The sequence below is a fragment of the Marinomonas alcarazii genome (assembly GCF_003208215.1).
GTDB lineage: Bacteria > Pseudomonadota > Gammaproteobacteria > Pseudomonadales > Marinomonadaceae > Marinomonas > Marinomonas alcarazii.
Genome location: NZ_QKLW01000005.1, coordinates 118,242 through 138,955 on the forward strand (window position 1 = coordinate 118,242; position 20,714 = coordinate 138,955).

At 42.3% G+C, this 20,714-nt stretch carries 17 protein-coding genes; 10 read left to right on the forward strand and 7 right to left on the reverse strand.

From position 1 onward, the window contains the following. Positions 1-79: 79 nt before the first annotated feature. From bglB to DFP75_RS11850, 4 genes are all read left to right on the forward strand, one after another. Positions 80-1,198, forward strand: coding sequence for a beta-galactosidase BglB (gene bglB, locus DFP75_RS11835; RefSeq protein WP_110575888.1), 1,119 nt, complete (start codon positions 80-82; stop codon positions 1,196-1,198). 67 nt (positions 1,199-1,265) lie between these two features. Further along, on the forward strand, positions 1,266-2,252 hold the full coding sequence (locus tag DFP75_RS11840; RefSeq protein ID WP_110575890.1) for a TRAP transporter substrate-binding protein: 987 nt from the start codon (positions 1,266-1,268) through the stop codon (positions 2,250-2,252). Continuing rightward, positions 2,252-2,770 (forward strand): TRAP transporter small permease, encoded by a 519-nt coding sequence (locus DFP75_RS11845; RefSeq protein ID WP_110575892.1) that lies wholly within the window; start codon positions 2,252-2,254, stop codon positions 2,768-2,770. Before DFP75_RS11840 ends, DFP75_RS11845 begins: the two co-directional genes overlap by 1 nt. Before the next feature lie 2 nt (positions 2,771-2,772). Continuing rightward, positions 2,773-4,071, forward strand: a complete 1,299-nt coding sequence (locus DFP75_RS11850; protein WP_110575894.1) for a TRAP transporter large permease — start codon at positions 2,773-2,775, stop codon at positions 4,069-4,071. Between the two features lie 110 nt (positions 4,072-4,181). Here DFP75_RS11850 and DFP75_RS11855 read toward each other — a convergent pair whose 3' ends face one another. Continuing rightward, positions 4,182-4,817, reverse strand: a complete 636-nt coding sequence (locus tag DFP75_RS11855) for an RpiB/LacA/LacB family sugar-phosphate isomerase (protein ID WP_110575896.1) — start codon at positions 4,815-4,817, stop codon at positions 4,182-4,184. Between the two features lie 350 nt (positions 4,818-5,167). Here DFP75_RS11855 and kduD point away from each other — a divergent pair, with 350 nt between their 5' ends. Then, on the forward strand, positions 5,168-5,917 hold the full coding sequence (gene kduD / locus DFP75_RS11860) for a 2-dehydro-3-deoxy-D-gluconate 5-dehydrogenase KduD (RefSeq protein WP_110575898.1): 750 nt from the start codon (positions 5,168-5,170) through the stop codon (positions 5,915-5,917). A gap of 88 nt (positions 5,918-6,005) precedes the next feature. Further along, entirely contained in the window at positions 6,006-6,788 is a 783-nt protein-coding gene (gene kdgR / locus DFP75_RS11865; RefSeq protein ID WP_110575900.1) for a DNA-binding transcriptional regulator KdgR, read from the forward strand. A 244-nt stretch (positions 6,789-7,032) separates the two neighbouring features. Here kdgR and DFP75_RS11870 read toward each other — a convergent pair whose 3' ends face one another. The 5 genes from DFP75_RS11870 to DFP75_RS11890 all read right to left on the reverse strand — a co-directional run bounded on the left by DFP75_RS11870 (position 7,033) and on the right by DFP75_RS11890 (position 13,363). After that, complete coding sequence (locus DFP75_RS11870) at positions 7,033-8,433, reverse strand: putative bifunctional diguanylate cyclase/phosphodiesterase (RefSeq protein WP_110575902.1); 1,401 nt, start codon at positions 8,431-8,433, stop codon at positions 7,033-7,035. A gap of 61 nt (positions 8,434-8,494) precedes the next feature. Then, positions 8,495-8,815 carry an antibiotic biosynthesis monooxygenase gene (locus DFP75_RS11875; RefSeq protein ID WP_110575904.1) on the reverse strand — a complete coding sequence of 107 codons (321 nt, stop codon included), beginning with the start codon at positions 8,813-8,815 and terminating at the stop codon, positions 8,495-8,497. A 409-nt stretch (positions 8,816-9,224) separates the two neighbouring features. Further along, the gene (locus DFP75_RS11880; RefSeq protein ID WP_110575906.1) at positions 9,225-10,373 is read right to left on the reverse strand and encodes a N(5)-(carboxyethyl)ornithine synthase; all 1,149 of its coding nucleotides are present in this window, start codon (positions 10,371-10,373) and stop codon (positions 9,225-9,227) included. A gap of 428 nt (positions 10,374-10,801) precedes the next feature. Next, positions 10,802-12,160: a GGDEF domain-containing protein gene (locus tag DFP75_RS11885; RefSeq protein ID WP_110575908.1), complete on the reverse strand. Its 1,359-nt coding sequence runs from the start codon at positions 12,158-12,160 to the stop codon at positions 10,802-10,804. A 9-nt stretch (positions 12,161-12,169) separates the two neighbouring features. Then, positions 12,170-13,363: a sugar transporter gene (locus DFP75_RS11890; RefSeq protein ID WP_110575910.1), complete on the reverse strand. Its 1,194-nt coding sequence runs from the start codon at positions 13,361-13,363 to the stop codon at positions 12,170-12,172. A 272-nt stretch (positions 13,364-13,635) separates the two neighbouring features. Here DFP75_RS11890 and DFP75_RS11895 point away from each other — a divergent pair, with 272 nt between their 5' ends. The 3 genes from DFP75_RS11895 (at position 13,636) to DFP75_RS11905 (ending at position 18,024) form a co-directional block, all read left to right on the forward strand. Beyond that, positions 13,636-15,249 carry a methyl-accepting chemotaxis protein gene (locus DFP75_RS11895; RefSeq protein ID WP_110575912.1) on the forward strand — a complete coding sequence of 538 codons (1,614 nt, stop codon included), beginning with the start codon at positions 13,636-13,638 and terminating at the stop codon, positions 15,247-15,249. Between the two features lie 200 nt (positions 15,250-15,449). Further along, positions 15,450-16,496, forward strand: coding sequence for a Fe(3+) ABC transporter substrate-binding protein (locus DFP75_RS11900; protein ID WP_110575914.1), 1,047 nt, complete (start codon positions 15,450-15,452; stop codon positions 16,494-16,496). Positions 16,497-16,911: 415 nt separating this feature from the next. After that, positions 16,912-18,024 (forward strand): hypothetical protein, encoded by a 1,113-nt coding sequence (locus DFP75_RS11905; protein WP_110575915.1) that lies wholly within the window; start codon positions 16,912-16,914, stop codon positions 18,022-18,024. Positions 18,025-18,104: 80 nt separating this feature from the next. Here the strand turns inward: DFP75_RS11905 and ilvY are convergent, their stop codons facing one another. Next, a complete protein-coding gene (gene ilvY / locus DFP75_RS11910) occupies positions 18,105-18,983 on the reverse strand; it encodes an HTH-type transcriptional activator IlvY (RefSeq protein ID WP_110575917.1) in 879 nt (292 codons plus the stop codon). Positions 18,984-19,205: 222 nt separating this feature from the next. On the opposite strand from ilvY, the gene ilvC reads away from it, so the two are divergent. Next, positions 19,206-20,678: a ketol-acid reductoisomerase gene (ilvC, locus tag DFP75_RS11915; RefSeq protein WP_110575919.1), complete on the forward strand. Its 1,473-nt coding sequence runs from the start codon at positions 19,206-19,208 to the stop codon at positions 20,676-20,678. Positions 20,679-20,714 lie beyond the last annotated feature (36 nt).

A 20,714-nucleotide genomic window follows, 5' to 3' on the forward strand; every position in this document is an offset into this window, starting at 1 on the left:
CGTTCGTTTTAAATAGGTATATTGTCATTTATAGTCAACAAGACATGAAGCCAATCCAAAAATAATAAAGGGATTAAAAATGCATGAACTACTAAGACAAAAGAAGTACGTTATTTCTAAGCCTCAAACCGTAGAAGCAATCGATCTTTTGACTCAAAACCTTATCAATATTGAAGACACTACTGGCGATTTTTTGCTACGCCTTGAGGATGGTCGAGTTATTGACACCAAAGGTTGGGCTGGCTGGGAATGGACCCATGGCATTGGCTTATATGGCTTGTTTAAATATTGGCAAATAACCAATAACCCAGACACGCTAAAAATTATTCACGACTGGTTTGAAGAACGCCTCAGCGAAGGCACGCCAACCAAGAACATCAATACAGTTGCGCCCTTTTTAACGCTGGCCTGTTTGCATGAACGCACACCAAAAGAGTCCTGGATTCCTTATCTGGAAGAATGGGCAGAATGGGTGATGTACGAAATGCCGCGCGTTCAAGAAGGCGGTTTGCAACATATCGTTTACAACAGCGTGAACCACAACCAAATGTGGGACGACACCTTAATGATGAGTGTTTTACCGCTCGCCAAGATAGGTAAATTGCTTAATAAACCCGATTATGTGGAAGAAGCAAAATACCAATTTTTAACTCATATTCAATACTTGATGGATTCAAAAAGTGGCCTGTGGTTTCACGGCTGGACGTTTGAAGGTAACCACAACTTTGCCGATGCTTTATGGGCCCGCGGTAATAGCTGGGTCACCATTGTGATTCCTGAATTCATTGAACTATTGGATTTGGCCGAAAACGATCCGATTCGCCGTTTCTTATTGTCTACTTTAGAACGCCAAGTGAAAGCACTCAGCGCACTACAACACAGTGACGGCCTTTGGCACACATTACTAGACGATAGCAGCACTTATTTAGAAGCCTCTGCCTCCGCAGGATTTGCCTATGGCATTTTAAAAGCCGTACGCAAACGTTATCTCTCCAGTGATTACTTACCTGTTGCAGAAAAAGCCATCAAAGCGGTCTATGGCAACATTGACGCACAAGGCGAACTGCAAAACACCTCTTTCGGGACCGCTATGGGTGACGATTTAGAGTATTACAAAAACATCAAAATCACCTCGATGCCTTATGGACAAGCCATGGCGATTTTATGTCTTAGCGAGTATCTACGTCGCTATATCTAGCTGAGATTAATTGGAAATCTAGCTATCAATTTCTTAGATCAACAATAAACATAAAAAGGATAAGAAAATGAAAACCAAATTATTTACTACCGCACTTACCCTAATAAGCTTAGGGCTAGCCTCCGCATCCGCTTATGCGGAAAACTTACGTTTTGGCTACGCGAGCAACGCGACACCAACCGTAGAAGCGATGAAGAAATTTGCCGAATTGGTTGATCAGAAAACAAAAGGCGATGTGACCGTCACCTTTTTTCCTGATAGCCAACTTGGCGGCGAGCGAGAAATGGTCGAACTACTACAAGCAGGCCTTTTGGATATGACCAAAGTCAGTGGTGGCCTAATGGAAAGCTTCGCCCCTGTGTATGGTGTCTTCTCTATGCCATACTTATTTGATAGCCAAGAGCATTTCTATAATGTGATGGATAACCCGAAAATCACCACACCGATTTATGAGTCATCAAAAGACGAAGGCATTTTGGGACTAACCTATTACGACAGTGGTGCTCGTAGCTTCTATACCTCAGAAAAAATCATTCGCAATGTGGATGACCTAAAAGGTCTTAAAATCCGCGTAATGCAAAGCCCGACCTCCATTAAGATGGTCAAAATGCTGGGTGGCTCACCTATCGCTATGGGCCAAGCTGATGTCTATTCGTCGATTCAACAAGGCGTACTAGATGGTGCAGAGAATAACGAGTTTGCCCTAACAATTGCTCGTCATGCCGAAGTGGCTAAGCACTACTCTTACGATGTGCATTCTCGTGTACCTGATATCGTTTTGATATCTAAAGCCACCATGGATCGCTTGACGCCAGATCAGCGCAAAGCGGTTAAAGAAGCGGCACAAGAGTCTACTGAGTTTCAAAAGCAAGCATGGACAAAAGCCGTAAACGACGCGAAAACCATGAGCGAAGAGCAATTTGGCGTAACCTTTTATTATCCAGATGTCAGCGAGTTCCAGGCAGCCGTTCAGCCGATGTATGACGAGCTAAAATCAGATCCGGAAAAATATAAGGTTTATCAGGCAATCCGCCAGCAAGCGGAGTCAAAATAATGCCCAAAATAAGACGTTTCTTAGACATCTGTCTAGGGACAACGTGTTCCTTCTTACTTCTTAGTATGGTCGTGATACTTAGCTGGCAGGTAATCAGCCGCTATGTATTCAACGACCCTTCGACCTACACAGAAGAGTTACTAAGGTTAGGATTGGTTTGGTTGTCTCTATTAGGAGCTGCTTATTCTGCTGGCCGTGGTTCTCATATGGCCATTGATCTACTGCGCGATCTTTCGCGCGGTAGATTTCAAAAACTCCTTAAGATGTTAGTTCCTATTAGTTTTATTATTTTCAGCATCTATGTACTGATTCTGGGTGGTTTGCACAGCATGCAAATCGCATCTAAACAACTCACCGCTGTACTGCAAATGCCGATGTCGAGTTTTTACGCTGCTTTACCCGTCTGCGGAGTATTGCTGATTTTGTACGCTATTTTGAATTTGATTGATGTATTAAAAGAGCCAATGAACACCAAGACTGACTCTGATATCGATCAACCACTAAGCATGGGAGAATAAACATGGCGGGTGAAGCGAGCCTTGTGCTCATTATTACGTTTTCTATCCTGTCTCTTTTAGGGTTACCACTGGCCATTTCCTTAGTTGCTTCGTCACTAGCCGCTGTCACTATGATGGTGCCTGTGGACATGGCGCTCTTTACTTCCGCCCAAAAAATGGTGGCAAGCTTAGATAGCTTTTCTCTACTAGCCGTACCGTTTTTCATTCTCTCTGGCGTCATCATGAACTCTGGCGGCATTGCTATTCGTTTGGTGAATTTCGCCAAACTGCTCGCTGGACGCATTCCTGGTTCTTTAGCCCAAACCAACATCGCGGGTAATGTATTATTTGGCTGTATTTCAGGTTCTGCCATTGCGGCGTCAACATCTATTGGCAGCGTCATGGTGCCGATTCAAGCCAAAGAAGGCTATGACAGATCATTTGCTGCGGCTGTAAATATTGCCTCGGCCCCAACGGGCATGTTGGTGCCACCAACCACGGCTTTTATCATTTACTCGTTAATTTCCGGTGGGACATCTGTCGCGGCCTTGTTCTTGGGCGGTGCTGTGGCTGGTGTTATTTGGGCTCTAGGATTAGTGTTGGTCACAATTATTATTGCCAAAAAACGCAAATACCCTTTATCGGATCGAGTACCGTTTAAAGAAGCCGTTAAGATCACTCTTGATGCGATTCCTAGCTTATTTCTCATCGTCTTTATTATTGGTGGGATTGTCATGGGCGTAGTGACGCCAGTAGAAGCCTCTGGGATTGCGGTCATTTACACTATGATCTTGGCATTTTTCATTCACAAGACCACACCGCTTCGTGCTTTGCCTAAGTTCCTAATTGAAACATCACACATTACTGGCACCATCATGTTGCTCTTAGCGGCATCAGCCACCTTATCCTTCGCCATGGCATTCACTGGCATTCCTGCAGCGATATCGGCTTTGATTCTAGGAATTTCTAACGATCCGATCATGGTTATGCTGATCATCAATATTTTATTACTGGTTATTGGTTGCTTTATGGACATTGGGCCGGCGATTTTGATCTTCACGCCGATCTTGCTTCCGATAGCCATGAAAGTTGGCTACGACCCTGTGCACTTCGGTGTTGTCATGGTGTTCAACCTCGCCATCGGTACCATCACTCCGCCTGTCGGGACTGGCTTGTTCGTTGGCGCCACTGTTGCCAAGGTGAAAGTCGAAAAAGTCATCGTCGCCCTTGCTCCTTTCTACTTCGTTCTATTTAGCTTGCTCGCGCTGATCTCTTATGTGCCAGTGATCACGCTATTCTTACCGAAATTCTTCGGTCTATGAGGATGTTGGTTTAAAGCTCAATTAGGAATCGCTGGAAAAAAGTCGAAAAAATAAAGGCGCTTCAATGCTGAAGCGCCTTTATTATTTAAGAATGAAGGATACTGCTTAGATTAAATCAATGAACGTACGTAAGCTTCGATCTCTGGGTCTTGGTTATTATCAAAGAAACATTGCTGGAAGCGACTTCCTGCTACGGCTGTACGAACCAATTCTTGGTCCATCGCTTTTAGCCCATCTAAATAGCTGTCTTTCATTGTCGCCGCTTTCACTTGATTAAGAATACCCGCATTTTTCACTTGCGGCTCTCTTCTCTCTACTGGATAGCCCTGACCACGAGGGCCTGAGAAGGCTTTTTCAAAGATATAGCGAGCATTCAGTTCTGCAGCCCAACCAAACCCTTTAGCGAATGCCATAGCAATAGCATTACCGTTGTTGATTTGATTAAACAAAAACGCGTCAGATGGCTCTAAGCAGTAACCACATACTACGCCAGGGTGAGCATTAAGCGACATCATAGCGCCCTGCCCTGTGCCACAGCCAGAAACAACAAAGTCCACCGCTTTTGAGTTCAACAACAGACTTGCCATGATGCCTAAGTGGATATAAGTCAGATGATGATCGTTCTCGCCATCCATTCCGACATTGAATACATCATGATTAAATGGCTCTACCGCTGTATTGAGTTGCTCCAAAATCGTTGCGTTTTTCCCCGCTTGGCTATTCTCCATCATTAGTGCAATTTTCATCATCTTCTCCTAATTTGTCTGAATAATTCTAAGTGATTATTGTTGTAGAAGCTGCGGTATCGCAGTTCTGAATTAATAAGCAAGACACTCGCTTCATGCAAAAACCACTGCATTCCAGCTTTTTGGTTAGGCAACAGCCATGATTTATATGCTCATATCACGCCACCCAACTATACCAATAGAAAAACAATATTCAATATTTTTCATAGGCAAGTAAAATAAAAATGAAATGATGTTTTAATAAAATAAAATCAACATTGTCATTTATGCTCTGTTCTTCTAGTATAGCTCTACAATACGTCATACAGCCGTGATGCATACAGCTGTCACTATAATAAAGAGGAATTACTATGTTCGATCTGACAGGTAAAGTAGCCATTGTCACTGGATGCAATACAGGTCTTGGACAAGGCATGGCGCTCGCACTTGCAAATGCTGGCGCAGACATCGTTGGGGTTAATCGAAGCAACCCTGCAGAAACAATTGATTTGATAAAAAAAACAGGGCGAAAATTTCATAACGTGAATGCAGACATGAGCAAAATGGAAAGCATTGATCATGTTCTAAAAGAAGCTGTTTCCACTTTTGGAAAAGTCGACATTCTTGTGAATAATGCTGGAATCATACGTCGTAACGATGCAATAGATTTTACCGAAAAAGACTGGGATGAGGTCATGGATCTCAATATCAAAACGCTCTTTTTTATGTCTCAAGGCTTTGCCAAACAAATCATTGCTCAAGGTACGCAAGGCAATATCATTAACATCGCCTCTATGCTGTCATACCAAGGCGGTATTCGAGTCCCTTCATACACAGCATCGAAAAGTGCGGTTATGGGCGTTACAAAATCACTCGCTAACGAGTGGGCAAAACATGGCATTAATGTAAACGCCATTGCTCCGGGCTACATGGCGACTAATAATACGGAAGCCCTAAGAGCCAATGAAAGTAGATCTGAAGAAATTTTAGGCCGAATCCCTGCCGCTCGCTGGGGAACACCTGACGACATGGCTGGCCCAATCGTCTTTTTAGCATCAGAAGCTTCTCGTTATGTTCATGGCTATACCATAGCTGTAGATGGCGGTTGGCTTGCACGTTAACGTGCATTTAAATGGAATGGGGTGTTGTTAGATATAAAAATGTCATATAGTTGACAGACAAAATCCCATTTCAAAAAAAATGAAATTTATGAAAAACGAAGAAAACGGCCTGCAAATTGAACCAGTTTCATCTGTGATGAAAATGTTCGCCATTATCACAGCCTTAGCTGAACACAAATCGCTTGGCATCACCGAGTTATCACAAATAGTCATGAGCTCAAAGAGCACAGTCTATCGCTTCTTACAAACCATGAAGATGCTAGGGTTTGTTTCCCAAGAAGGCGACGATGACCGTTACTGGCTCACACTAAAGTTATTTGAAGTCAGTTCAAAGGCTTTGGAGTATGTTGATCTAGTGTCTTTGACCGAGCCTTACATGGCAAGCATTGGCGAGAAGACAAAAGAAGCACTGCATTTAGGTGTTCGGGATGGCGATAGTATTATCTACATCTACAAAGTCGATGCGCAATACAATCTGCGAATGCAATCACGTATCGGTGGGCGCAATCCGTTGTATTCAACGGCGATTGGTAAAGTGCTTTTAGCTGAACGCTCAGAGAGTGACATTAGACAAATTTTTGAAAAAGTAGACTTTATTCCTTCGACCTCAAAGACCCACGTCTCTGTTGATTCACTATTGGAAGAATTAAAAGAGGTGAAAAGCCAGGGCTATGGCGTCGATAATGAAGAACAAGAAGAAGGATTGCGCTGCATCGCGGCTCCTATATATGACAGACTCGGCAATGTTATAGCTGGGCTTAGCGTGTCCTTTCCGACATTGCGCCACTCTAGCGAAAAATTCGATCAGTATGTCAACTTGCTACAAGAAGCAGCGAGCAGTATTTCTGAGAAGCTAGGCTATAAGAAATAGCTAACAAAAATCGATATAAAACAGATTAGGCGGAGTTTATCCGTCTAATCGACCATTCTTTAAAACCTACCAATAGTGACTCTAAGTACTTATTTTCTTATACAAGTATTTTCGACACGTGCTTTCGTCCATTCTTTTAAGGGCAAAGGCCAGCAAACAAGATTCATTTAAAGGAATAAGCAGCACAAATACGTACTGCATAAATTATCCATTTATTTAATGATGGCAGTGACCACTAAATGTGTCAGTACACCAACTCTAAAGAGTTAGGAGTGTGACTCACCGCATGTTCACTCATAATTAAATCGTTTAGTTCTGAGATAGGTAAAGGACGACTAAACAAATACCCTTGATAGGACAAGCAGCCTATTGATTTAAGCGCCGAGAGCTGTTTTTCATCTTCAACCCCTTCGGCAATCACCGTCAAATTCAAAGTTTTGCTTAAATCAACAAGTGTATTAATAATGGCAACACTACGTTCATCAGACAACAAATCGCTGACAAAAGACTTATCAATCTTCAGCTGATCCAAAGGTAAACGCTTAAGTAAACTTAGCGAAGAATAGCCTGTCCCAAAGTCATCTAATGACCAAGTAACTCCTATCTCTTTCAAAGCCTGCATTTTTGTCACAACAGCGTCGATATCATCCGCCAATGCGGTTTCAGTAAGCTCCAACTTCAGCCTTGAAGGCTCAGCACCATTCAATAATAGAATACTCTTCACTTCCTGAACGAAGTCTGGCTGACGAAACTGCGTGGCACTAACATTAACCGCGATAATAAGGTGAGCGGTTTGTGGAGACTTCGCCCATTCTGCCAGCTGTGCACAAGCCGTTCGCAACCCCCATTCACCAATAGGAATAATTAGCCCGGTTTCCTCCGCTAACGGAATAAACTCCATCGGAGAGACACTCCCCCGAGAAGGATGGTACCAGCGCAAAAGCGCCTCTACAGAAAAAACACGGCCCGATTCATCAATCTGTGGTTGATAGTGAAAACGGTATTCACCACGGGCAATCGCTTGGCGCATATCCTTTTCCAAAGCGCTACGTGCATTCATATCCGACTGCATCATAACGATGACAATACTCACACCAACAATTCCGGTGATATGATTTATCCATACACCGACTAAACGCCCCTCAGCAGGAGCCGCCAAATCAGTCGAGGGAATTGGCATCACATTGAGAGCGAGAGCAAGAAAGAAAATCAGACCAATAATCGGTAAAATCAAACGCAGATAAAACCCTTCTCGATGGAAAATAAGAAAGGTAGCGGCAATGACTGGCAGCAGGTTCATATGAACAGAACGAGGCACGCCATTCATTGGGATATCACTCAAAGACGCCATCACCACTGTAAACAGCAGAGCATGACACATAATAATTGCACCACTGCGTAAATGGTTGCCATAGGCCAGCAAAAGTATTGTGATACCGGTAATGATAGAAATCAGATTAATAATGAAATGTGGCCAGTTTTCTCGGCTCAAATAATATAAGCCCCAAATAAGACTGCAAAAAACGGTCGCATAACCACCAAACAAGATGAGATTCTTCACTCGTTTATTATAACGACCAATAGGCGTCCAATTAGAGGTATCATCTTTCACGGGATGAAAGAGTTTATTGTATAGTTGCCCCAACTAAAGATCCTTTTAGATTAAATACAAATGTAAAGCTGACCATTTTATAAAACTTTGGATATCACTCTAATGCAGCAGAAGTTTGCAAATAATCCTCACATACATCCAGCTCGTAAACCGTTTTCGACTTAACTAAACAATTACGCATTTCTTTACGGGCACGTTGGTAACTCTCGTCATCAAGGTCGCTAATTTGTTCCCATTGTTCTCGACTGGGCCATTGCGCATAACCCACCAAAACATTCGATTTATCGGACGTATGCAGCCTTGAGCCAAAGCTACCACAGTTCTTATAAATAGCCTTCGTAACTTCAAGCCATGCAGCACGAAAAGACGTTTCTGTCCCTTCTTTGATTTCAAACTCATAAACAGCGATGAACATCTTTTACCCCTTGGTCACTGACATTTCGTATAGCGTTTATGCATTAAAATAGTATTTCAAATAATAACAAACATTAACACTTTGTTACATTATATGTTCAAGCAACTCAGACATGTGACTACTTTAAATAGAACCCCGTTGGTTTAGCTCAATCACTCCAGGGGCATATATAGATACTTTTCATTTTTGCTCGATGTAGAACGTACCCAGAGAGACTAAGAAGATGGCGCACAAGTTATGCGCTCTTCACAGAAAATTGACCGAAGATCTATCAACACAAGCAAATTAGTAGATCGTTTCCGCATCTAGTACTAGTTAAAAACAGTGTAAACCGTTGATCAAAATATCATGGCATAAACCTAACGTGACTAAGAAAAATAGCCCGCTAGGTTATCCAATATCGTTTTTATTAAGCCATTAAAGCGGCATAAGGCGGTGTGGTTTCTCGATGCTGGAAAGATAAGATCAACGGATTTTTAATCACGCCTTCATCGATGTTTATCGCGCGGCGAATGGTTTCGTTTTGCTGCCAATGCTCACGGCCTTCTAAGACGTTTTCTAAGTAGACAATCAAAGCGGCAGAAATCGAGCGTGTAGCGCTTTCCCACAAGTAGCTTGGCGTATGATCGACCGCATAATAGTCGATAGTGTTGTACTGAAACATTGGCTCTTGGAAGCTGGTCGGCTTAGCAAAGAAAAAGCCCATGCCTTCATCGCAGCTCACATCTATGATCAAACAATTCGGTTTCAATGAATCCGCTTCGGATTCGATAATAAAATTGGTCGGATGATCCGTTTCTTGGAAAGTACCATTCACGATAATGTCCGTTTCACTGATCAACTCCGTCAAAGGACGAACCATACCATCGTGTTCGACAACAACCATACGGGCTTCCCCCTTTTTACCCTCGCGTATTTTTACGTAATGGCAATCAAGCACCTCTTCTCGCACTTCGTGGTCTGGCCGCTGAATACAGATAGTGATATCACGAAAGCCATGGGCTTTTAGGGCATAAATCGCACCACGACTTACTGCGCCAAAACTAAAAATAATGACCTTACGTTGATTTCCATAATGACCATCAATCCCCTTTAACTGCAAGGCATGAATCACCGCGCAATAGCCAGCCATCTCGTTATTTTTATAAAACGTATGACGACCAACTTGCCCTGATGGTGACCAGACAAACATATCTTCAAAAGCGATCAGAGTGAGTTTGCGATCTAATGCTGCTTGAGTAATTTCACGTTGCTGAACACAATGAACATACCCCCACAAAATACCGCCTTCACGTAATTCTTCTAAATCAGCCAAGACAGGTTTGGCAATAATCACGGCACCAATGTCGGCCAAAATGTCATGCCTTGTGGCAATACCGCCTGTTTGCGCAGCGATTTCATCATCAGAAATATTAAATGCTGCGCCATAGCCTTCTTCAAAGATTAAACGGTGACGAAGGTATTCAGGAATACGCGCTAAGTGTTCTGGATGAATAGGGTAACGTCGCTCATCTGTTTTTCTAGATGTACCAATCACGCCGAAAGTTAATTGACTCATACTGTTTCCTTAAAAAAATAAAACCTGTTTGAGTTCATGAACGCGCGATCAGAACGCTGACAAACTGATGTTTAAAGTAATATTAAAATGCTTACGTCATTTATTGATGGATAAAAGATATGAAGTGGACTGAAAGAAATTCTTAGCGGTAAACGCTAGTCGGTCATGGCAGGCATGGATCATTGCGGTGACAAACCAGTGTAGCATTAATACAGGGAAAAGGGTTTTATTACAAAAACCCAGACCTTTTAGCAGACACTGCTGAACAATTGATGATAGACCAACCCCTTACAAAGCCATCACCACTCGGGTGTATTACGATAGCTTGCATGAAGTAGACATTCTTGTGAATGGTCTGTCGATTTTTAAAAGTTTCTTCTTTATATCGACCGATATCCCATAAGGCCAAACAAAAAAACAGAGCAATATCAGCCTGAAAAGACGCTATTACGCCCTGCATCTTTGGCTTCGTATAACAGCACATCAGCACGTTTTACGATGCTTTTTTGATTATCAGAATTTTGGTATTCGGTCACACCTAAACTGATGGTAAATTGAGGCACATTGTCTTCGTCAATTGCTTCAACCTTTCTACGCAGTTGTTCAGCCAACCGACTTGCATCTTCAAGATGCGTGTCCCTTAGTAAAATTGCAAACTCTTCCCCACCAACACGAAAAAGAATATCGGTTTCACGAAGCCGTCTTTTTAAAGCCTTAACCAACAGCTTTAACACCGTATCGCCCACATCGTGACCATAAGTGTCGTTAATCTTTTTGAAATGATCGACGTCGAGCAAGATCAAACTAAAATGATGCCCGCGATTGGCCAACGCCAATTCATCTTTAATATGTTCATCCCATTTATGGCGATTAAACACACCCGTGAGTTTATCTCGGGTTGCTAATTCAAGCAGTTGAGTTTCGACTTCATCACGGTTTTCTTTTTCAAGGAACAAACGTCCCATTAATAGCTTTAAGTCTCTTTCCAGTTCATCGAGTTCGTCTGAGCCTTGATGACGGGAGATATGGCTATCTTCATCAGGAGAAATAGTACGATGCAGCGTTTCTATTTGCCCACGCAAAGCCCCTACCTTACGTCGAAAAGACAAAATCGTATAAAGCGTTAAATAGCCCCCGATAACCAAAGCGGAAAGACCCAAAATCGCATTCATGATCATAAAATCAAGCTCTTGCTGCTCAACCAGCGAGGCGACTTTTACAGTCAATTGATCAATGTTAATCAACAAGTCATTCGCTTCGTCATCTAATAAGCTATCCTGCTTCTCCAACGCTTCCCAAGACGATTCATACCCTGTATTGTCACTCTCAATAAACTGTGAAAATTCATCTTCAAAAGCGATGCGATGACTGTGTAACTTATTGATTTGTTCAATCAAGGACAAATGCTCATCCACACCAATGCGAACAGTGCCAAACTTCATGCCTTGATGAAGAATGTTAACCGCTTTATCAAGTTGTCCTGACAAATGATAATTAAACTCATTGAACCTTTTTACACTCTTGGACTTTAATGCTTCACTTTTAAAGAAAGCATCGCCTTTCAAACGGATAGTTTCCATCTGTAGATGCTGTTTAAGTTGTAAGATCTCGATATCAGCAATCACTTCCAATAGAGGAATATCTATTTTAGAGACTTCTTGAATATCTTTATGGATTTTCTGGGATTTATAAGCTGTGTAGAGAATCACAATAAAAAGAAACGCCAACAGCACAAATGAAAGGCTGCTGATTTTTCTGGTCATAGACGCATTTAACCAAGTAAACATAAGAGCCTGCTATCCATCCGATTTTTTCGTGTTTTTGACTATCATAACAGCGACACCCAAAGAACATACTCCTAATACAGCGCCAGAGAATCCAACACTTTCTAAACCAACAACCTGAATAACTTGGCTGCCAATCAATGCCCCAGCACCAATACCTAAATTAATGATGCCTGAGTACAAAGACATAATAATATCCGCCGCACTGCCATCAACATTAAGTACTCGAATCTGCATACTCAGACCAATAATCATGAGGGCCGCTCCCCACAGCAGCACACAACTTATAAGCGAGTATTTATTCGGGGTCACAAGATACAACACGCCCATACACAATGTGACGATCATAACGCTAGATACCAACATTTGTGCATTAGCCTTATCACCAAAATAGCTGAATAGCACACTCCCCAGAATCCCAGCCATCCCAAACAACAGTAGAATCGTGGTAGTAAATTGCCCACTTGCTCCACCCACTTCCTTCAAGAAAGGTTCTATATAGCTGTAAGCAGTATAATGAGCGGAGAACACCAAGAAGATAAATAAATACATTACCAATAACGCACGATTGCGTAAGACTTCAGGTACTTTACTCATAGAGCCAGAAAACAAACTAGGCAAATTTGGTAACAGTCTATATATAAGCAGCATGATGATCAGCGCAATCACAGCAATAACTGCAAAAGTAGTACGCCAGCCCATAAACTGACCGATAATACGACCAGCCGGAACACCAAGCACCATAGCCAATCCAGTGCCTGTGGCTAAAACACTCAAAGCAAAAGTATGTTTCCCCTGTGGAGCGACTCGAATCGCAATAGAAGCCGTAATAGACCAAAATACAGCGTGCGCAAAAGCAATACCAATACGACTAATCAGCAAGGTCGTAAAATCCCACGCAATCACCGATAAGATATGACTCATAATAAAAAGTGCGAACAATCCCATTAGCAGAGATTTTCGCTCTAACTTGCGAGTCAGAAGCATCATAGGCAATGACATCAGCGCCACTATCCAGGCATAAACCGTCAGCATCCAGCCTACTTGAGCAGGGGAAGTTGAAAAGCTATCCGCGATATCAGATAACAAGCCAACAGGAACAAACTCTGTCGTATTAAAGATAAAAGCGCTGAATCCCAAAATAAACACGCGCAGGTATTGGACGCGGCGGGAAGCCGTATCTTCAGTAGAGTGGGTTGATATCATGATGGCCTATGGACTAGTGAGCGATAAGAGAGCCACTATTGTCCACTTTTTGAAGCCTAACGGAATAGTGAAATATGAATGTTTATTGATAGTTACACTCATACAAACTCGCATAAATACAGAAATTCCAAACCTCTCATTTTCTCTGACAAAGTAAATGTTTCTTTAATAAGAATTACTTTGATTTTTCATGAGAAATGCCCTACAAGGTATGCACTAAAACAAAGCAAACAATCGCACCAAAAAAACTCACCTACGTTGAAGGAACCGACATGAACAGTCTATCTGTGAAAGCGAAATTTATTACCCTTATTTTCTCAATTATTATTATATTCTTGGTGGCATTAAGTTTAATAAAGTCAAAAAGCACAGAGTTAGCAGATCGCTTTAATCGGTTTTATGAAGAGAATCATAACGTCTCACTCAATGTAGAACGCGTGAAGGAAGCTCAAATAGATATCATGCTAAATGTGCGAGGCTTACAAATTGCGTATCTATTATCACTCGATAAACAAATACCGGGTTACCTAGAGGCAATTTCCAACAGTTACAACAAAACGCCTTCGCTGATCAATGAGCTAAATAAAGGCCTAACTAATAAGCCAAGCGAATCTAAAAAACTTCAGACTCTCGTTAATGATTTCCAAAGCAAAACCAAGACCTTCGTCACCGCCATGGAAAATTCAGCGGATAACAAAGCACCCTTCCCTGTATTTTCGGCTTTCATAGGTTCCTACAATGAACTATTAGCTTATTTCTCGACACTAACGGACAAAACAAACCAAGAAGTAAAACAAGCAAAGCAACAAACAGAAGACCTAATTGGCGACATTGAAATCGGTTTCTGGACGTCTATTCTGATCGCTATCGCCATCTCAATCACGCTCAGTTACCTAATTTCTAACAACATAGTACGAGGCATTTTGGCGGTTCGTGATGCTGCACAGAACATGGCGCAAGGCTATCTTAACAAGCCAGTGCAAATATCAGGCAGTGATGAAATCGCAGAGCTTGGCAATGCCATCAATACATCAACCAAAAATCTACGTTCTGTTATATCAAGTGTTCTAAGCTCGGTAGACAAGGTGAATGAAAATAGCCAAGAGGTATTGAAGGTGAATCAAGAGGTTGGTGAGTTTTCCGTGCAGATTATGGATAACACAACTCAGGTGGTCGTCGCGTTAGATCAGATGTCAGCCAATAATCGAACCATCGCCGATAATACACAGCAATCAGCCGAGGCCGCCGGTGATATCCGAGCCGTGGCACAAAACAGCTTATCCACGGCAAATGGCACCTTAGACGCCATCAATAAATTAGTATTTTCTCTTAAAAATACGGGAGAAGTTGTCACTCAGTTACGCCAAGAAACGAACAATATCGAAACCATTTTAGAAGTTATTCGTGGTATTGCTGAGCAAACGAATCTGTTAGCTCTTAACGCAGCTATTGAAGCCGCCCGCGCTGGAGAGCAAGGACGAGGGTTTGCAGTGGTTGCTGACGAGGTGCGAACGCTAGCGCAGCGCTCACAAGACAGCGTTAATGAGATCGAAACACTCCTAGCACAACTCAGTACCGCCAGTGGTCAAGCTGTGAAGAGCATGGAGTCCAGCTTATTATTAGCCGACTCATCTAAGGAGCAAGTTGAGGAAACAAACAAGCTTACTAGCAATATTCTCATGGGAATTGAACGAGTCTCTGAGCAAGCACAGCAAATAGCACAATCAATCGAAGAACAAACTCAAGTATCGGAAGACATTACGAAGAAAATGCACTCTGTACAGAGCCTGACGAACCAAAGCGCAGAAATGGCCAAACGTTCAGGTATTGATATGGCCCAAAGCAGTGTAGATGTTCAAAAACAACTCGGCTTTTTTAAACTTTAAAACGCCCAGCATTTCTCATCCACGCCTATCGATTTTGTCACATTGATAGGCGTCTTTCTTTTCTACTAAAACTAGACCACATAACCCAACAGCGTGAATTGAAATCAAAAAAAATAAATGTTAACGGGAACGATTTACATTACTATCTGTCACAGAAAAAGAAACTGATAAATCCCACCCTGATAGATAGGAACCTTGTAATGAAACGTCCAACAACAAAAACATCGCTTTTCACCCTAGCGGGCGCAACAACCCTACTCGCATTAAGCAGCACATCTGCCCACGCCAGTGGTGAAGTCAACGTATATTCAGCACGCAGTGAAGCGCTGATTGCTCCTCTGCTTGATATCTATTCAAAAGAAAATAACGTCAAAGTAAACTTAATCACAGGCAGTGCTGACGCTTTGCTAAGCCGCCTACAATCTGAAGGTGATGCCAGCCCAGCGGATGTATTCATTACCGTTGATGCAGGACGTTTGTATCGAGCAAAAGAAGCCGGTGTGCTTCAGCCTTTTGAAACAAGCCACCTCAATAAAGTAGTACCGGATCATCTAAAAGACCGTGACGGTTACTGGTATGGCTTGTCTCAGCGTGCTCGCGTAGTGCTTTACAACCCTGAAAAAGTATCTGCTGATGATCTATCAACCTACGAAGATTTAGCGGATCCTAAGTGGAAAGGCAAAATTTGCATTCGCTCTTCTAGCAACATCTACAACCAATCCTTGGTTGCTTCCATGATCGATGCAAACGGTGAAAAACAAACTCTTGAATGGATCAAAGGCTTGGTTGCTAACTTTGCCCGTCCACCAGCTGGCGGTGACACAGACCAGATTAAAGCCGCTGCAGCAGGCGTTTGTGACATCGCCGTGGCGAATACTTATTACTTTGGTCGCCTAGGCTTAAGTGACAAAGCGGATGATCGCGCCGTTTTTGACAAGCTAAAAATGTTCTGGCCTAACCAAGCGGCTAACGAACGTGGTGCTCACGTTAATGTCAGTGGTATTGGTATCACGGCATCTTCTAAAAACACTGAAAACGCTAAGCAATTAATCGATTTCTTAACCAATAAACAAAGCCAAGAATGGTACGCGAAGGTTAACAATGAATACGCTGTTATTGAAGGCGTTGCGCCACCAAAAAGTTTATCAACATTCGGTGAGTTTAAAGCTGATCAGGTATCTTTAAGCGTATTAGGTGAAAACAATCGCCAAGCGGTTAAATTAATGGACCAAGGTGGTTGGAAGTAAATCCTTTTTAATAAAAAGATTAAAGTTGTCTTTTAAACGCAAGAGCTTTTCAAGTAGATGCTTGAAAAGCTCTTTGCTTTCTATATAAAGCAATGAGCGTTACAAAGCAGATCCTTCATAAAACGTTACTGCAAACCAAAGTACTTTCCGGTTACATCTTGTCACTTCTATTCACTTTCATCCCCTAAGTAAAAAATAAACACCTCAACCAAATGGACGTTGTAAAGCCATCAAAAGCGAGTCACGATATCTAAATAAAATGCAGGTGGTAGAAAGCAAACAATAGGGGCATTACGCTTTATCTCAGATTTAACATGTAAATATATAAATATGTATTTTTTACTATTTTCTGGATTTTTGACGATTATTTGCTTAATTTAAAAGTATCCCCATTAGCTTTGCCAAGGAGAGGTTCATGAAACATTCCGCTCTACTGCCTGCTGTGCTGCTATTATCCGCTTGCTCGACTAACTCTCAATTAAATGTTGTCGACGGTTTAACACTCGTTGCAGCCAATGATGGTATAGGAATGAACCCTTCTCGTTGGATAGTTTCGGGGCACCCAGTGCAAACGACCTATGTATCACTCAATGGACAACTTGGCCTAAGAGCAGGTCAAGTGTGTATTGCCAGCCGTTTTCGTTCACCCTTCACCAACAACTGCCAAGATTTGAATATGGATCAGAATCAAGCGGTAAATGTTTCGTTTTATAGCGAGTATTACCCCTCGTCTACAAACAACGGTGGAGAGAAACTCTCTGTGTTGCTTTCGGCAATATATACAGAGCGTGAAGCGGCGGCAGCCTATGTGAAAGCGAGCAGAATTTACTATGCATGTGTTACCGAAGAAAATACAAAAATACACAAGGAACAAAACCTCGACACTAAGAAGTCAACGCAAGCCACTAAAGAGAAAATCGACAATGGCAGTATATGTGTTAACGAGAAAAATATGCGAGACGCTACATACAACGCACTAAGTACTAAGCAAATTGCTGTACAGAAACACTCTTTGGTTCCCAATCGAGTTATTTACAACTGGGCAGAATCACTAAAGTTTGAAGGAGGTGCAGTGGTTCTAGAGCAGCCAAAAAATGCAGCTTCTGGGAGTTATAATAAAGAAGCAAGTGGTTACACAGTCGTTAATGGCATTCGTATTGAGCGTGTTCAAATCAATTGTGAAGCTATAAAAGGACTCATCGCAAAGCATAATGATCATGATCGCCTTAAAATCGTTACCATGACCCTAAGCGCAGATGAACTTTACTATGATGCTCGTGAAGATAAAACTGCAGCCTTTAATGCTAATCTAACCTTCTCGCCTAATGAGTTAAAAACACTTAAAAATATTTTTGACTCGGATATAGAGGCAAGCATAAATGCAGCGCTTGCCAGTTCTTCTAATATTGCCTCCAGCGGATACTTAATAGGTAAAAAATCAGGTAACAAATCACAAGAAACCTCTAATAAAGGGCTAACTTACTATGCAGTGCTGACTGACCTAAAATCGTTTCAGTGTCCTGAATAAAGTAACAATAATAGAAAATGCAATATTGTTATAATTCAGCGTATGTTTATATAGTGTCATTTATTGAGCTTCGTTCCGTTTTACATCAGTTCCCAAAACGCCTCAACCAAGGGGTTCTTCAAGCTTTTCTTCATCGTAAACAGACCAATATCGTATGGCTCCAATTCGGGCTGTACATCTAGCACTTTAATTCGATCCACCAATGGGCTGTTATCCAGAACAATTTTTGGCACTACGCCGATACCAAAGCCCAAGCTCACCATACTCACAATCGCTTCGTTACCCGTTACTTGCGCGTATATCTTAGGTGCGATGTCATGATGTCGAAACCACTCATCAACACGCGTACGAGACACACCACTTTCCGAAAGAATCATCGGAATATCTGCCCATTCTTCTGGCGTACTTGGCGTATGCGTTGGCACGTTCGGCACTTGCTGTTCAAGCGGCGCAATAAACAACAATGGCGAGATGGCGATAGGTTTAAAGGCCAAGCCACGAGGCAAATTAGCGGGGCGAGCCGCAATGGTGATGTCCTCTTTGCCATCCAAAATATGTGCAATCGCATGCTCAGGATCGCCAGTACGCAGCTTAATTTCAATCGCTGGATAGGCAATTCGAAAACGACGCAGCAACTCGTATAAGAAACTGTAACTCGCCGTTACCGACCCATAGAGACTGATTTCACCGCTGAGCTGATCGGAATTATCCGTCAGCTCGTGACGAATTAAGTTCCACTGTCGGCTGGTGTCTCGGGCATACTTGAGGAATTTCTGACCTTCTTGAGTCAATACCACAGTGCGATTATCACGATTAAACAGCGCAACCCCCAGCTCATCTTCTAAGTGCCGAATGTTACGCGACATAGCAGAAATACTAATATGACATTCATCGCTGGCGCGTCCGAAATTCAACGTTTCCGCTAACGCGAGAAATTGTTTCAGTGTCTTTATATTCATGATGCAACATCAATTTTATTAGGATAAGGCAATGATAAATCATGATTGCAAAAAATGGGATACTATATTGCGAATATATCAATTTACGAAAAGGTATCACTAGGATAGATTAACCTTACTCGCAGGACGGCATCAAAATCATTTGTTGGCGACTGTGTAATCCATTTTTAATATCGGCGTGCTTTCATCGCAGATACATTAATTTAATAAGGTGTGTTTAACATGGCTAACTACTTCAATACTTTGCCGCTACGTGAGCAACTAGCAGAACTAGCAAAATGTCGCTTCATGAACAGCTCTGAATTTGCTGATGGCGTAGAAGCGCTAAAAGGCAAAAAAATGGTTGTTATCGGTTGTGGCGCACAAGGTCTTAACCAAGGCCTAAACCTACGTGATTCTGGTCTAGATGTTTCTTACGCTTTGCGTCCAGAAGCCATTGCACAAAAGCGTCAGTCTTGGAAGAACGCGACTGAAAACGGCTTTGTTGTTGGCACTTACGAAGAATTGATTCCAACAGCTGACGTTGTATTAAACCTTACTCCTGATAAGCAACACACAGCTGTTGTTAAAGCCGTTATGCCTCTTATGAAAGAAGGCGCTTGCCTATCTTACTCTCACGGTTTCAACATCGTTGAAGAAGGCATGAAAATCCGTGACGACTTAACTGTCATCATGGTTGCTCCTAAGTGCCCAGGTTCTGAAGTTCGCGCAGAATACGTTCGTGGTTTCGGTGTTCCAACACTTATCGCTGTTCACGAAGACAACGATCCTAAAGGTGAAGGTCTTGCACTAGCAAAAGCGTACGCTGTTGGCACTGGCGGTCACAAAGCAGGCGTTTTGATGTCTTCTTTCATCGCGGAAGTAAAATCTGACCTTATGGGTGAGCAAACTATCCTTTGTGGTATGTTGCAAACAGGTTCTATCCTTTGCTTCGACAAAATGGTTGAAGAAGGCATCGACCCAGGTTATGCGTCTCGCTTGATCCAATACGGTTGGGAAACCATCACAGAAGCATTGAAATACGGTGGCGTGACAAACATGCTAGATCGTCTTTCTAACCCAGCTAAGATCAAAGCATTTGATCTTTCTGAAGAACTTAAAGTCATCATGCGTCCTTTGTACAACAAACACCAAGATGACATCATCGACGGAACTTTCTCTCGCGTGATGATGGAAGACTGGGCAAACGACGATGCAAACCTTCTTAAATGGCGTGCAGAAACAGCAGAAACTAACTTCGAGAAAACACCAGCTGGCGATGTAGAGATTTCTGAACAAGAATTCTTCGACAACGGTATCTTGATGGTTGCTATGGTTAAAGCCGGTGTTGAACTTGCTTTCGAAACAATGACAGCAGCAGGCATTGTTGCAGAATCTGCTTACTACGAGTCTCTACACGAAACACCGCTTATTGCGAACACAATCGCTCGTAAGAAATTGTACGAAATGAACGCGACAATTTCTGATACTGCGGAATACGGTTGCTACCTATACAACCACGCTTGTGTTCCTCTACTAGCGGACTTCATGAAAGGCATCAAAACCGACGTTATCGGTAAAGGTCTTTCTGTAGAAGATACTGGCGTTGATAACAAGCGCTTGATCGAAGTCAACACAGCGCTACGCTCTCATCCTGTTGAAGCGGTTGGTGCGGTACTTCGTGGTCATATGGCGGACATGAAAAAAATCGTTTAATACGATTATTGCGCTCGCCAATACTTTGTTAAAAAT